The sequence below is a fragment of the Amycolatopsis sp. NBC_00348 genome (assembly GCF_036114655.1).
In the GTDB taxonomy this organism is placed as follows: Bacteria; Actinomycetota; Actinomycetes; order Mycobacteriales; family Pseudonocardiaceae; genus Amycolatopsis.
This window is the reverse complement of the sequence record NZ_CP107994.1, coordinates 9,030,442-9,043,232: the sequence shown is the minus strand read 5'-3', so window position 1 is coordinate 9,043,232 and position 12,791 is coordinate 9,030,442. Positions and strand designations below refer to the sequence as shown.

The window sequence follows — 12,791 nt, the reverse complement described above, 5'->3', positions numbered from 1 at the left end:
GAGAAAACAGATGCGCAGATCCTCTGTCCTGGCCGTCGCGGTGCTCACTTTCACCGCGTTGGTGTCCACGGTCCCGGCGCACGCCGCGACCACCCGTCTCGAAGCCGAATCCGCTGCTCTTTCGGGCGGCGCTGTGGTCGAAACCGACCATCCCGGCTACAGCGGTTCCGGCTTCGTCGGCGGTTTCACCGACGGCCACCGCGGCACCGCGCGGACGACGTTCGCCGTCAGCGCGGCCTCGGCCGGTTCGTACACCCTCGCGCTCGGCTACGCCAACGGCACCGGGTCCGCGCGAACCCTCACATTGGCCGTGGATTCCTCTGCCGCACAACAGGTTTCGTTGCCCGCGACGGCTTCCTGGGACAGCTGGGGCTCGGCGAGCGTCGCCGTCACCCTCGGCGCCGGCGCGCACAGCGTGTCCTACACATTCGGCTCGGGTGACAGCGGAAACGTCAACCTGGACCGCCTCGACGTGACGCCGTCCGCCACCGGGCAGGCGGGTCCGCTGTTCGAGGCCGAGAACGCGACGCTCACCGGCGGCGCGGTCGTCTCGACCGAGCACCCCGGCTACAGCGGGAGCGGGTTCGTCGGCGGCTACACCGACGGCAACAAGGGCAACGCCCGGACGTCGTTCGCGGTCAAGGTGACCACCGCGGGGGCGCAGTCGCTCGCGCTGCGGTACGCGAACGGCACCGGTGCCGCCATGACGCTTTCGCTCTATGTCGACAGCGTCCGGCAACGCCAGGTGTCGCTACCGGCGTCGGCGAACTGGGACACCTGGACCAGCGCGACCGAGTCCGTGACGCTGACCGCGGGCGACCACACGGTGGCGTACGCGTTCGACAGCACCGACTCCGGCAACGTGAACCTCGACAACTTGACTGTGACGCCGTCGGTGCCTTCGCAACCGGCGGGGCCGGGCGAGGCGGAAGCCGCGTTCCTGTCCGGCGGCGCGACCGTCGGCACGGCGACCACGGGCTTCACCGGGCCGGGTTACGTGACCGGCTTCGGGACCGCGGGCGCGCGTCTGGTGCGCACGTTCGCGATGGCGTCGGCGGGCACGGCGACCGCGACGATCCGGTTCGCCAACGCGGGCACCCTCGCGGTGGCGGCGAACGGCCGTGACGCCGGGACGGCGACCTTGCCGTCCGGCACCGGCTGGCGGACGGCCACGGTCACGGTGCCGGTCCGCGCCGGCGTCAACACGCTGCAGCTGGCCGGCACCGGCAGCGACGTCCTGGTCGACAGCGTCGTCGTCGCGAACGAGACGGCGCTGGCCGCGCGAGGCGCGACGACGCCGTACACCGAGTACGAGGCCGAAGCCGGGACGACCACCGGGACCGTGCTCGCCGCGGACCGGACGTTCCACACGGTCCAGGCCGAGTCGAGCGGCCGCCGCGCGGTGCGGCTCGGCGCGACCGGGCAGTCGGTGAGCGTCACGCTGACCAAGCCCGCGAACGCCGTCACCCTGCGGTTCTCGATCCCGGACAGCGCGGACGGCGCCGGGCAGACCGCGCCGCTGGCGCTGTACGCGAACGGGACGAAGATCCGCGACCTGTCCCTGACGTCGAACTACAGCTGGGTCTACGGCGCGTACCCGTACACGAACGTGCCGTCGCAGGGCAGCCCGCACCGGTACTACGACGAGACGCGCGCTTCGATCGGCGACTGGCCCGCGGGCACGGTCCTGAAGCTGCAGAAGGACGCGTCGAGCACGGCCGCGTACTACGACGTCGACCTGCTGGACGCCGAACAGGCCCCGGCCGCGGCGACCGCCCCGGCGGGCGCGTTGTCCATCACGTCGTACGGCGCGGTGCCGGACAACGGGTCGGACGCGACGTCGGCGATCAACGCCGCGATCGCCGCGGGCGCGGCCCAGAACAAGCCGGTGTGGATCCCGGCGGGGACGTTCCGGATCACATCGAAGATCAACGTCGCGAACGTGCGCGTTTTCGGCGCGGGGCCGTGGTCGTCGGTGATCCAGGGCACCGGTCCGCGCGGTGGCTTCTTCGGCACGGGCAGCAACGTGACGCTGGCCGACTTCGCGATCTTCGGTGACGTCCGGATCCGCGACGACAACGGCTCGGACGGCGCGCTGGACGGCAACTTCGGCACCGGGTCGCTGATCCAGAACCTGTGGATCGAGCACACCAAGGTCGGGCTGTGGGCCGACTCGGGCACGAACGGCCTGTACGTCGTCGGCACGCGGATCCGCGACACGTTCGCGGACGGCGTCAACATCCACGCCAAGGACGCCGGCACGAGCAACGTGCGCGTGGACCAGTCGATGGTCCGCAACACCGGCGACGACGGGCTGGCGATGTTCTCCGAAGGCAACACGGTGGCCGGGAGCGCGTACACGTTCAACACGGTCCAGTCGCCGGCGCTGGCCAACGGCATCGGCGTCTTCGGCGGGTCCGGCAACCGCGTCGAGGACAACGTCGTCGCGGACAACGTCACGGCGGGCTCGGGCATCACGGTCGGCACCCGCTTCAACCCGGTCCCCCTGTCGGGCACGACGTCGATCCGCCGCAACACGCTCGTGAGGACGGGCAGCTTCGAGTACAACTGGAACTCGGCGATCGGCGGCCTCTGGATCTACGCCGATTCGGCACCCATCGCGGCCCCGATCGTCGTCGAGGACCTGACGCTGACCGACAGCGGTTACCAGGGCGTGCTGCTGAGCTTCCAGAAGTCGATCACACAGCTGAGCTTCGACCGCGTCACGATCGCCGGAGCGGGCACGTACGGCATCGAGACGAACGCGACGGGCAGCGCATCGATCGCACATACAACGGTGACGGGCGCCACGTCCGGAGGGCTGCTCGACGACGGCGGCTACACGCTGGTGAGGGGAGCCGGGAACTCGGGCTTTTAACGCAAACGGCCCCGGTGACCTGCGAGGTCACCGGGGCCGTTGGGCGTGGCGGGTGAGGGATTCGAACCCCCGTAGGCGTAAGCCAACTGGTTTACAGCCAGTCCCCTTTGGCCACTCGGGTAACCCGCCCAAGCCGGTTGTACCGGCCGGGGAGAAGCTTACCCAAGCACTCCCGGCGGGGGTCAACCGGGATACCCGGGACTAGGCTGGGTGCCCCTGACTAGCGAGTACGAGGTGTGAGGACACGTGGCGGATCCCTCTTTCGACGTCGTGAGCAAGGTCGACCACCAGGAGGTGGACAACGCGCTGAACCAGGCGAGCAAGGAGCTGGGCACGCGCTTCGACTTCCGCGGCACGGGCACGACGATCAACTGGTCCGGCGAGGAGGCGATCGCGATCGAGTCCGAGACCGAGGAGCGCGCCCTGGCCGCGGTCGAGGTCTTCAAGGAGAAGCTGATCAAGCGCAGCATCTCGTTGAAGGCGTTCGAAGCGGACGAGCCGGCCCTGTCGGGCAAGATCTACAAGCTCAGCGGCAAGATCATCCAGGGCATCGCCTCGGACAAGGCGAAGCAGATCGCCAAGTTCATCCGCGACGAGGGCCCGAAGGGCGTGCAAGCCCAGATCCAGGGCGACCAGCTGCGGGTGTCGGGCAAGAAGAAGGACCAGCTGCAGGACGTGATCGCGTTGCTCAAGGGCAAGGACTTCGAGATCGCGCTGCAGTTTACGAACTACCGCTGAGCTGGGGGTTGACCTGCGGGTATCTCGGACTGAGGTGCTCGCGGGTCCGCCTGAAGGACTCGTGAGTGAGGGCTTCGGCGGGCTGATCCCGGAAGCCGCGCACTTAGCCGTGGCCGCGAGGAAAGATGTCCTCGCCGGACGGGCAGGTCTCCGAGATGGCCGGCCACACATGCAAGTCGCGTTCGTGGGTGGCCGGGCGGCATCTCGTCGACCTCCACAAGGGCTATCACGCCGCGTCAAGGGGGCTTTTCGACGCCCGTCGCGTTGAGCGGAAAGGCCCCCTTGACCCGGTGTGATCGGGCTTCGCCAGGTCGACGAGATGCCGCGGGGCCACCCACTGGTCTTCGATCAGTCTCGGTCGCGTCGGTAGCTGTAGTGGATCAAGCCCTCGTGGTACTTGCCCACCCTGTCGTACAGCGCGCGTGCTGGGGCGTCCGCCAGTGTGTTCCAGTACAGGCCCGGGAAACCCTGCTCCTTCGCGTCCCGCGCCACCCAGTCGATCATCACCGTCGCGATGCCCCGCCGGCGGACGGTCGGGTCCACGAACAGGTCCGCCAGGTAGCACTTCGCGGCGTACCAGATGCTCGCGTGGAACAGGTAGTGCGCTGCGCCCACCACCTCGCCGTTCAGGCGGGCGGCGATTCCGCGGGTCCGGTCGTCGTCCAGCAAGCGGCGCCAGGTGCGTTCGTAGGCTTCGTCGGCTCGCTCCACCTCGAAGTGCGCGTCTTTGCCGCGGGCCAGGACCTCCCAGCGGGCGCGGTCGGACTCGGTCAGGAAGCCGATCTCCACCAACGAATGCCTCCGCTCAGGACGGCGTGATCGTCCAGCTCGTCTCGTAGCCGTCCACCCTCAGGTACGCCGGACCTCGAACGTCCCGGTCCACCTCGACGTCGCCGATCTCGTTGACCAGCAGGTCGCCGGTCTCGGCGGACTGCACCCACAGCGCTATGTTGCCGCGGGTCTTCGCTTTGAGGTGGACGCGTGTGATGCCCGCCGGGACGCGCAGGACCGCGTCGCCCTTGCCGGTCGACGGCTTGGAGGCGCCGGCCTCCGGGAGGCTTCGGTAGTCCGCGATCGTCGCCGTCCAAGGGGCGTCCGCCAGGACCGTCACCTTCCTCGTGGGGCGGTCCGGTTCCGTATTCAGCCAGGTCGTGCCCTTGTACGCGCCGATCGCGTTGACCAGGCCGAACTCACCGCCGTCGGTGCTGATGATCACGTTGCCCGCGCACTTCGGGCAGTCGAACGTGAAGAAGCCCAGCTGGTCCGCCGGCCACGTCACCGCGAACTGGCCTTCGCCCTTGCCCGTGTGCGTCTCCGGCGGCACGTCCCGCGGCGCGGCCGGCGCAGCCGTGGAAGGAGGCGAAGAAGCAGAAGAACCGGCCGCCACGATCACGCCGTACCCGGTCCCCGACGCGCACCCCGACGCCAGTACCACGGCCGCCAGCGCGCACACCAATTTCTTCATCAGATCCCCCTCAGTGATCTTTCGGCCGGCTTTGCCCCGGCGTTACCGTCGCCTTGTGTGATCGATCACCCAATCGGGCACAGGCAAACCCCGAACGTGCGAACGCCGCGCGACCGTCCACAGCAGACCGCCCGCAGCGTGTTGTAATCGCGCGGTCACCGCGTGGAGAGGGTCAGGATGCGCCGTTTGCTCGTCTTCGTGCTTCCGCTGGTCCTCGTCACCGCCCTGCTGACACCCGCGAGCGCCGCCGAGCGCCGGCAGCTCGTTCCCGGCTACGGCTCCTACGCCCGGCTCGTGCGGCTCGAGCACTCCGCCTTCGGACGCGGGCGCATCATCGCCGCGCTCACCAGCGAAGACGCCGGGGGCAAGTTCACCCCCGTCATGGAGAGCACGGACGAAGGCGCGTCGTTCCACGAGATCGCCGAGATCCACGACCCCGACGGCCGCTACGGCATGTGCTGCGGCACCCTCTACGAACTCCCGCAGCGCGTCGGCCGGCTCCGCGCGGGCACCCTCCTGTGGGCCGCGTCCTACCGGCAGGACGCCGGGGCGCAGCGCCGCGTCGGGATCAAGATCTGGGCCAGCAAGGACGGCGGCCGCTCCTGGGGGTTCCTGGCCGAAGCCGCCCGCTCGCACAACATCGACGGCATCTGGGAGCCGGAGTTCACCGTCGACGCCGGGGGCACGCTCTGGCTGCACTTCGCCGACGAGACGCAGGCCCCGAAGTACGCGCAGGTGCTCAACCGCGTCGCCTCGACCGACGGCGTGAACTGGGGCACCAAGCAGCTCACCCTGGCCATCCCGCCGGACCGGGTCCGCCCCGGCATGCCGATCATCCGGCGGCTGCCCGACGGCCGGTACTACTTCGCCTACGAGATCTGCAACTTCCGCGACCGCTACTGCGACCCGTACTTCAAGATCTCGCCCGACGGCGCCAACTGGGGCAGTCCGACCGATCCCGGCACCCGGGTCAACACCGCGAACGGCAACTACTTCCAGCACGCGCAGACGATCACGTTGTTCCCCGGCGGTCCGAACGGCGTCCGGATCGTCATGGTCGGGCAGATCTACACCGACGCCAAGGGCAAACCGCAGCCCGGCAACGGCCAGGTCCTGCTCGCGAACGACAACTTCGGCAGCGGCAACTGGTACGAGCTGCCCGCGCCGGTGCACATCACCGGCATCTACAACAACTTCTGCCCCAACTACTCCTCGACGCTGCTGCCGGTCGACGACGGCAAGAACGTCCTGGAGATCGCCACCGAGTACAACCTCGGCTGCAAGGCCTACTTCGGCAAGGGGCCGGCCTTCTAGCGCTTCCCCATCACGGCTCCACCCGTTGCCCCGTAGGGTGGGCCGCGGCGGTGGACCGAGCAGAGGGAGGCAGCGAATGAAGGGCATCGTGCTGGCCGGAGGCAGCGGGACACGCTTGCACCCGATCACCCAGGCGGTGTCGAAGCAGCTGCTCCCCGTCTACGACAAGCCGATGGTCTACTACCCGATCTCGGTGCTGATGCTGGCCGGGATCCGCGAGATCCTCATCATCTCCACCCCCGCTGACCTGCCGATGTTCCGCAAGCTGCTGGGCAACGGCGACCAGTTCGGCCTCGCGTTCACCTACGCCGAGCAGGCCAGTCCCAACGGGCTGGCCGAGGCGTTCGTGATCGGCGCGGACTTCATCGGCGACGACGACGTCGCGCTGGTGCTCGGCGACAACATCTTCTACGGCCAGGGCTTCTCCAGCCGGCTGCAGGCCGCGGTCCGGGACCTCGACGGCTGCGTCCTGTTCGGCTACCCGGTCAAGGATCCCGAGCGCTACGGCGTCGGCGAGGTCGGCGCGGACGGCAAGCTGGTCTCCATCGAGGAGAAGCCGGCCAAGCCGCGCTCGAACAAGGCGATCACCGGGCTGTACTTCTACGACAACCAGGTCGTCGAGATCGCGCGGGCGCTCAAGCCGTCGCCGCGCGGCGAGCTGGAGATCACCGACGTCAACCTCACCTACGTGCGCCAGGACCGCGCGACGCTGATCGAGCTGAGCCGCGGGTTCGCCTGGCTCGACACCGGCACGCACGATTCGCTGCTCGAAGCCGGGCAGTTCGTGCAGGTGCTGGAGCACCGCACGGGCGTGCGCATCGCCTGCCTCGAGGAGATCGCGCTGCGGATGGGCTTCATCGACGCCGACGAGTGCTACGCGCTGGGCTCGAAGCTCGCGAAGTCCGGCTACGGCGACTACGTCAAGGCCGTCGCCGTAGCGGCGGGAGCCGCGGCCTAGAACAGCTGGGCACGCAGCGTCGGCCCGGCGTACTCGGTCCGGAAGACGCCGCGTTCCTGCAGGTGGGGGACGACCTTCTCGACGAACTCGTCGAGCCCGCCGGGGGTGAGGTGCGGGGCGAGGACGAAGCCGTCGGCCGCGTCGGACTGGACGTACTCGTCGATCGTCCCGGCCACGGTCGCGGGCGAGCCGACGAACTGCTGACGCGCGGTGGCCTCGATCACCAGCTCGCGGATCGACAGCTTCTTCTCCTCGGCGAGGGCCCGCCACTTCGCGGCCAGCGCGGCCGGGTCCTTCTCGTGCCGGACGCGGCCCCAGGTCAGCGGCGCGGCGTCCGGGTCAGGGTCGATGTCGGGCAGCGGCCCGTCGACGTCGTAGGCCGACAGGTCGCGGCTCCACACCTGCTCGAGGAACTGGATCGCGGTGGCCGGGCGGACCTGCTGGTACCGGATCTCCCGCGCGCGCTCCGCGGCTTCAGCATCGGTGTCGCCGAGGACGAACGCCGCGGCCGGCATGATCAGCAGCTCGCCGGGCTCGCGGCCGTAGGTGCTCAACCGCCGCTTGACGTCGTGGAAGAACGCCTGGCCGTCTTCGAGCGTGCCGTGCCGGCTGAAGATGACGTCGGCGGCCTTCGCGGCGAACTCGCGGCCTTCGTCGGAGTCGCCGGCCTGGATGACGACCGGCTGCCCCTGCGGGGTGCGCGGCAGCGTGAACTCGCCGTGGATGTCGAACTGCGGTCCACTGTGGACGAACTTGCCGGGGTCGCGCGCGAAGACGCCGTTCTCCTTGTCCCCCACCAGGGTTCCGGGCTGCCAGCTGTCCCACAGCTCGCGCACGGTGGCCAGGAACTCCTCGGCGCGCGCGTACCGGTCCTCGCGCTTGAGGAAGCCACCGCGCCGGAAGTTCCGGCCGGTCCAGGCGTCCGGCGACGTCACGACGTTCCACGCCGCGCGCCCGCCGGAGAGGTGGTCGATGCTCGCGACCTGGCGCGCCACCTCGTAGGGCTCGTTGAACGTCGACGACAGCGTCCCGGCCAGGCCGAGGTGGGTGGTGACGGCCGACAGCGCGGCCAGCACGGCGGTCGTGTTGGGCCGGCCGACGACGTCGGTGTCGAGGATCTTGCCCGCGTGCTCGCGCAGCCGCAGGCCTTCGGCGAGGAACAGGAAGTCGAGCTTGCCGCGTTCGGCCGTGCGGGCGAGGTGCTCGAACGACGCGAAGTCGATCTGGCTGCCCGCCGCCGGATCGCTCCACACCGTGGTGTTGTTGACGCCGGGGAAGTACGCGGCGAGCTTGATCTGCTTGGTCATCTCAGGCTCCCGGGGTGACGGCGTACTGGTTGACCGCGCGGCCGAGCCCGAGGTGCTCGCGCAACGTCGAGCCGCGGTAGCCGGGCCGGAACGCGCCGGCCGCGCGCAGGGCCGGCACGACCTCGCCGGTCAGCAGGTCGAGGTCGTCGGGCAGCACCGCCGGTCGCAGGTGGAAGCCGGCGACGCCGGACTCGGCGGCCCAGCGCGGCAGCTCGGCGGCCAGCTGCGCGGGCGTGCCGACGAACGACAGGCCGACGGGCTCGAACGGCGTCAGCGCGTCCAGCTCCCGCCGCCGGTCCCGGGCGGTCTGCGCGGTCTCGGCGAGCACGATCGAGACGGTCGCGAGCACCTTCGCGCCGGGGAACCGCGCGGCCGCGGCGCGCACGGCGTCGAGGTGGTCCGCCCTGGTGATGACCAGGTCGGCGGCGACGGCGTGCGGGGAATCGCCGTAGACGGCGGTCACCGGGTGGCCCTGCGGCGGCCGCGGCGTGATCGACGGGCCCTTCACGCTGAAGAAGCCGCCCTCGAAGTCGACGTAGTGCAGCTTCTCCCGGTCGATGAACCGGCCGGTGGCCGCGTCGCGGATGATCGCGCCGTCCTCCCAGCTGTCCCAGAGCCGGGTGACGACGTCGACGACCTCGGCGTTCTCCGCCTCCGCGGCGGCCTCGGCGGGCGCCGGGCGCCGGCCGAAGTGCGCGGCCTCGGCGTCGGTGCGCGACGGCACGGCGAGCACGCCGGCGCGGCCCCGGCTGGCGTAGTCCAGCGTCGCGACCGACGTCGAGACGTGGAACGGCTCGGTGTGCGTGGTGGTGACCGTCGGCACCAGGCCGATCCCGCTGGTCGCCGGCGCGATCGCGGACAGCGTGAGCAGCGCGTCGAGGCGGCCGCGGACGACCTGTTCGCCGCCGGACTGCAGCGCCAGCGAGTCGTCGAGGGTGACGAAGTCGAGCGAAGCCGCTTCGGCGAGCTTCGCGTACTTCAGGTAGTGGCCCGAGGTGAACAGCGCGGCGGGCTCGGCCGCGGACACGCGCCACGCGGCCGGGTGGTACCCGGCCCCGTCGATGGCGACGCCCAGGTGCAGCTCTGCGGAGACCATGCCTGCGCAACTCCGCGCGCCCGACGTGGATTCCCCGTCCCACCATGTGGAAGAAACGCAGCTTTCCCGGCGAAAGTGACGCCTGGGGGTCAGAGGCCGCCGGGGGCGCGGCGGGCCATTTCCTCCAGCCGCGCGATGCGGTCGGCGATCGGCGGGTGCGTCGAGAACAGCTTGCTCATGCCCTCGCCCGGGCGGAACGGGTTCGCGATCATCAGGTGCGACTGCGACACCAGCTGCGGCTCCGCGACCAGCGGCCGCGCCCGCGTGCCCGCGTCCAGCTTCCGCAACGCCGAGGCGAGGCCCAGCGGGTCGCCGGTCAGCTCGGCGCCGGACGCGTCGGCCTGGTACTCCCGCGACCGGCTCACGCCCATCCGGATGACGGCGGCCGCGATCGGCCCGACGAAGAGCAGCAGCAGGCCGACCAGGGGGTTCCCGTCACGGTTGTTGCCGCCGAAGAAGAACGCGATGTTCGCGAGCACGCTGATCAGGCTGGCCAGGGCCCCGGCGACGCACGAAATCAGGATGTCGCGGTTGTAGACGTGGGACAGCTCGTGGCCGAGCACGGCCCGCAGCTCGCGCTCGTCGAGGATGTCGAGGATGCCGGTGGTGCAGCAGACCGCGGCGTGACGCGGGCTGCGGCCGGTGGCGAACGCGTTCGGCGCGGCCGTCGGGCTGAGGTACAGCGCCGGCATCGGCTGCCGGGCGACCGTCGCGAGCTCGCGCACGATCCGGTACATCGCGGGTTGCTCGGCCTCGGACACCGGCTGCGCGTGCATCGCGCGCAACGCCAGCTTGTCCGAGTTGAAGTAGGCGAAGGCGTTCATCCCCAGCGCGATGACCAGGCCGATGACCAGGGCACCGCGGCCGAAGAGCCCGCTGATCGCGACGATGATCGCCGACAGCAGGCCGAGCAGCAACGCCGTCTTCAACCCGTTCTGGTGCCCGTGCACGCGCGCTCGCCTCCGTCCGCTCTTTCCCGCTCTTCTGGTGGGTTACCCACTGGAAACAACGCGATCGGGGGACCCGAAGTTCCTTCGCGTGATCATCGCGCGGGTTACGCTCGGGAGGCGAATCGATCACGAGCGGAGGCGCCGATGCGAGGCCGCCGGATACGTCGGAGGACCCTGTTCGCCCTGGTCACCGCGGGCGCGGGGGCGGTGTTCCTGCCCGGGGTCGCGCGCGCGGAGAACGTCCGGTCGATCGAGCTGGGCGGCGCCCCGACCGGGATCGCGGTGAATCCGGTCACCGGCCTCGGTTACGTCACGGATCCCCAGGCCGGGACCGTTTCCGTCGTGGACCCGCAGAGCGCGACGATCGGCGCGGTGGTCCGCGTCGGCGGCGCGCCCGGCGACATCGCGGTCGACTCGGTCGCCAACCGGATCTACGTCGCCAACCCGCCGGCCGGCACCGTCGTGGTGCTGGACGGCCGCACCCACGACCTGGTGAGCGTCATCGGCGCGGGCGCCGGCGCGGCCACCCTGGCGGTCGACGAGCAGGCCAACCGCGTCTACGCGGCCAGCGGCGGCACCGGCATGCTCGCCGTGCTCGACGGCGTCAGCTGCTCGCTCGCGGCCCTCGTGCCCGGCCCGAAGCCGAGCCTGGGCGGCATCGCCGTCGACCCCGGCCGCAAGCTGGCCTACTGCGCCAGCACCGACACCGACTCGGTGGAGGTGTTCGACATCGACGCCGGGAAGTTCGTCGCGAGCGTGCATGTCGGGGCGAAGCCGACGGCGGTCGCGGTGCACGCCGCGAGCGGCACGGTGTACGTCGCGAACTCCGGCATCCACCACATGTCCATTGTGGACTCCTCGACGCGCACCGAGCGCAAGACCGTGTTGCTGCGCAGCGAATCCTCCGCGCTCGCCGTGCACCAGGGCACGAACACGGTCTACACCAACGGCGGGCAGAACGGCCTCAGCCGGATCGACGGCGCCACGGGCACGCTGACCGGCGACCTGTCACTGGGCGTCAACCCCGGCGACGTCGCCGTCGACCAGCGGACGCACACGGTGTTCGTCACGGATCCCTTGCACGGCAGGGTTTCCCTCATCGGGGATTTCTGAGCACGCACCTGGGGTAACTCCAGGTATACGGTCGGAGACTATGAAACTCGGACTGCAGATCCCCGACTTCACCTGGCCGAACGGGGCGTCCGCGCTGGGCGCCGACCTGGCCTCCGTCGTCCGCACCGCCGACCAAGCGGGCTTCGACTCCATCGCCGTGATGGACCACTTCTTCCAGATCGGCGGGGTCGGCCCCGTCGAAAACGACATGCTCGAGGCGTACACCACCCTCGGCTTCATCGCGGCGCACACCGAGCGCGCCAAGCTGCTGACCGTCGTCACCGGTGTCCTCTACCGCCACCCGGGCCTGCTGGCCAAGGCGATCACGACGCTCGACGTGCTCTCCGGCGGCCGCGCGATCCTCGGCGTCGGCGCGGGCTGGAACGAGGAGGAGTCGAAGGGCCTCGGCTTCCCCTTCCCGCCGCTGAAGGAGCGTTTCGAGCTGCTGGAGGAGAACCTCCAGTACATCCTGCAGATGTGGGCGGAGGGCGACGCGCCGTTCAAGAGCGCGCACTTCGACGCGTCGCGGCTCCTGAACGTCCCGCAGGTGCTTTCGAGCCCGCGGCCGCCGATCATGATCGGCGGCGGCGGCGAGAAGAAGACGCTGCGGTTCGTCGCGAAGTACGCCGACCAGTGCAACCTCTTCAACAGCCCGGAGCTGGAGCACAAGCTCGACGTCCTCAAGCAGCACTGCGAGACCGAGGGCCGCGACTACGGCTCGATCACCAAGACCGTCTACCACATCCTCGACATCGGCGAGGACGGCGAGAAGACCGGCGAGCTGCTGAAGGAGCTGGAGCGGCTGAACGGGCTCGGCATCGAGGTCGCCCTCGGCATGGTCCCGCACGTGCACAACCCGGCGGTGCTCGAGAAGTTCGGCACCGACGTCATCCCGGCCGCCGCGCGGATCGGCTGACCCCGGACAAAAGAACAATCAATTCCCCGCGGATCCCCTGATATCGTTTCTTCGAT

Annotated in this window: 11 protein-coding genes and 1 tRNA gene; 6 read left to right on the top strand and 6 right to left on the bottom strand. The window is 70.1% G+C overall.

Annotated features, from left to right (window positions below; all coding sequences use genetic code 11):
* The first annotated feature begins 10 nt into the window (after positions 1 to 10).
* The gene (locus OHS58_RS40555) at positions 11 to 2,878 is read left to right on the top strand and encodes a carbohydrate-binding protein (RefSeq protein WP_328645878.1); all 2,868 of its coding nucleotides are present in this window, start codon (positions 11 to 13) and stop codon (positions 2,876 to 2,878) included.
* A gap of 46 nt (positions 2,879 to 2,924) precedes the next feature.
* Here the strand turns inward: OHS58_RS40555 and OHS58_RS40550 are convergent.
* Positions 2,925 to 3,007: transfer RNA gene (locus OHS58_RS40550), tRNA-Tyr, on the bottom strand.
* Positions 3,008 to 3,124: 117 nt separating this feature from the next.
* Between OHS58_RS40550 and OHS58_RS40545 the strand changes: the two genes are divergently transcribed.
* Positions 3,125 to 3,616 (top strand): YajQ family cyclic di-GMP-binding protein, encoded by a 492-nt coding sequence (locus OHS58_RS40545; protein ID WP_247060445.1) that lies wholly within the window; start codon positions 3,125 to 3,127, stop codon positions 3,614 to 3,616.
* Positions 3,617 to 3,964: 348 nt separating this feature from the next.
* Here the strand turns inward: OHS58_RS40545 and OHS58_RS40540 are convergent, their stop codons facing one another.
* Complete coding sequence (locus OHS58_RS40540; RefSeq protein WP_328645877.1) at positions 3,965 to 4,405, bottom strand: GNAT family N-acetyltransferase; 441 nt, start codon at positions 4,403 to 4,405, stop codon at positions 3,965 to 3,967.
* A gap of 16 nt (positions 4,406 to 4,421) precedes the next feature.
* Positions 4,422 to 5,081, bottom strand: a complete 660-nt coding sequence (locus OHS58_RS40535; protein WP_328645876.1) for a hypothetical protein — start codon at positions 5,079 to 5,081, stop codon at positions 4,422 to 4,424.
* 177 nt (positions 5,082 to 5,258) lie between these two features.
* Between OHS58_RS40535 and OHS58_RS40530 the strand changes: the two genes are divergently transcribed.
* Positions 5,259 to 6,395 (top strand): sialidase family protein, encoded by a 1,137-nt coding sequence (locus tag OHS58_RS40530; RefSeq protein WP_326945974.1) that lies wholly within the window; start codon positions 5,259 to 5,261, stop codon positions 6,393 to 6,395.
* 76 nt (positions 6,396 to 6,471) lie between these two features.
* The gene (gene rfbA, locus OHS58_RS40525; protein ID WP_247060435.1) at positions 6,472 to 7,353 is read left to right on the top strand and encodes a glucose-1-phosphate thymidylyltransferase RfbA; all 882 of its coding nucleotides are present in this window, start codon (positions 6,472 to 6,474) and stop codon (positions 7,351 to 7,353) included.
* On the opposite strand, the gene OHS58_RS40520 is transcribed toward rfbA, so the two are convergent.
* From OHS58_RS40520 to htpX, 3 genes are all read right to left on the bottom strand, one after another.
* Positions 7,350 to 8,660: an NtaA/DmoA family FMN-dependent monooxygenase gene (locus OHS58_RS40520; RefSeq protein ID WP_328645875.1), complete on the bottom strand. Its 1,311-nt coding sequence runs from the start codon at positions 8,658 to 8,660 to the stop codon at positions 7,350 to 7,352. The genes rfbA and OHS58_RS40520 overlap by 4 nt on opposite strands.
* Before the next feature lies 1 nt (position 8,661).
* On the bottom strand, positions 8,662 to 9,756 hold the full coding sequence (locus tag OHS58_RS40515; RefSeq protein ID WP_328645874.1) for an LLM class flavin-dependent oxidoreductase: 1,095 nt from the start codon (positions 9,754 to 9,756) through the stop codon (positions 8,662 to 8,664).
* A gap of 89 nt (positions 9,757 to 9,845) precedes the next feature.
* A complete protein-coding gene (gene htpX, locus OHS58_RS40510; protein WP_326945971.1) occupies positions 9,846 to 10,706 on the bottom strand; it encodes a zinc metalloprotease HtpX in 861 nt (286 codons plus the stop codon).
* A 144-nt stretch (positions 10,707 to 10,850) separates the two neighbouring features.
* Here htpX and OHS58_RS40505 point away from each other — a divergent pair, with 144 nt between their 5' ends.
* Positions 10,851 to 11,819, top strand: a complete 969-nt coding sequence (locus OHS58_RS40505; protein WP_326945970.1) for a YncE family protein — start codon at positions 10,851 to 10,853, stop codon at positions 11,817 to 11,819.
* Between the two features lie 40 nt (positions 11,820 to 11,859).
* Positions 11,860 to 12,735: an LLM class F420-dependent oxidoreductase gene (locus OHS58_RS40500; protein WP_326945969.1), complete on the top strand. Its 876-nt coding sequence runs from the start codon at positions 11,860 to 11,862 to the stop codon at positions 12,733 to 12,735.
* Positions 12,736 to 12,791: the final 56 nt, after the last annotated feature.

Bases quoted from the DNA above. Each gene is read 5' to 3' on its own strand.
- OHS58_RS40555 (WP_328645878.1), top strand. From the start codon at position 11: ATGCGCAGATCCTCTGTCCTGGCCGTCGCGGTGCTCACTTTCACCGCG.
- OHS58_RS40535 (WP_328645876.1), bottom strand. From the start codon at position 5,081: ATGAAGAAATTGGTGTGCGCGCTGGCGGCCGTGGTACTGGCGTCGGGG.
- OHS58_RS40530 (WP_326945974.1), top strand. From the start codon at position 5,259: ATGCGCCGTTTGCTCGTCTTCGTGCTTCCGCTGGTCCTCGTCACCGCC.
- rfbA (WP_247060435.1), top strand. From the start codon at position 6,472: ATGAAGGGCATCGTGCTGGCCGGAGGCAGCGGGACACGCTTGCACCCG.
- OHS58_RS40520 (WP_328645875.1), bottom strand. From the start codon at position 8,660: ATGACCAAGCAGATCAAGCTCGCCGCGTACTTCCCCGGCGTCAACAAC.
- OHS58_RS40515 (WP_328645874.1), bottom strand. From the start codon at position 9,756: ATGGTCTCCGCAGAGCTGCACCTGGGCGTCGCCATCGACGGGGCCGGG.
- OHS58_RS40505 (WP_326945970.1), top strand. From the start codon at position 10,851: ATGCGAGGCCGCCGGATACGTCGGAGGACCCTGTTCGCCCTGGTCACC.
- OHS58_RS40500 (WP_326945969.1), top strand. From the start codon at position 11,860: ATGAAACTCGGACTGCAGATCCCCGACTTCACCTGGCCGAACGGGGCG.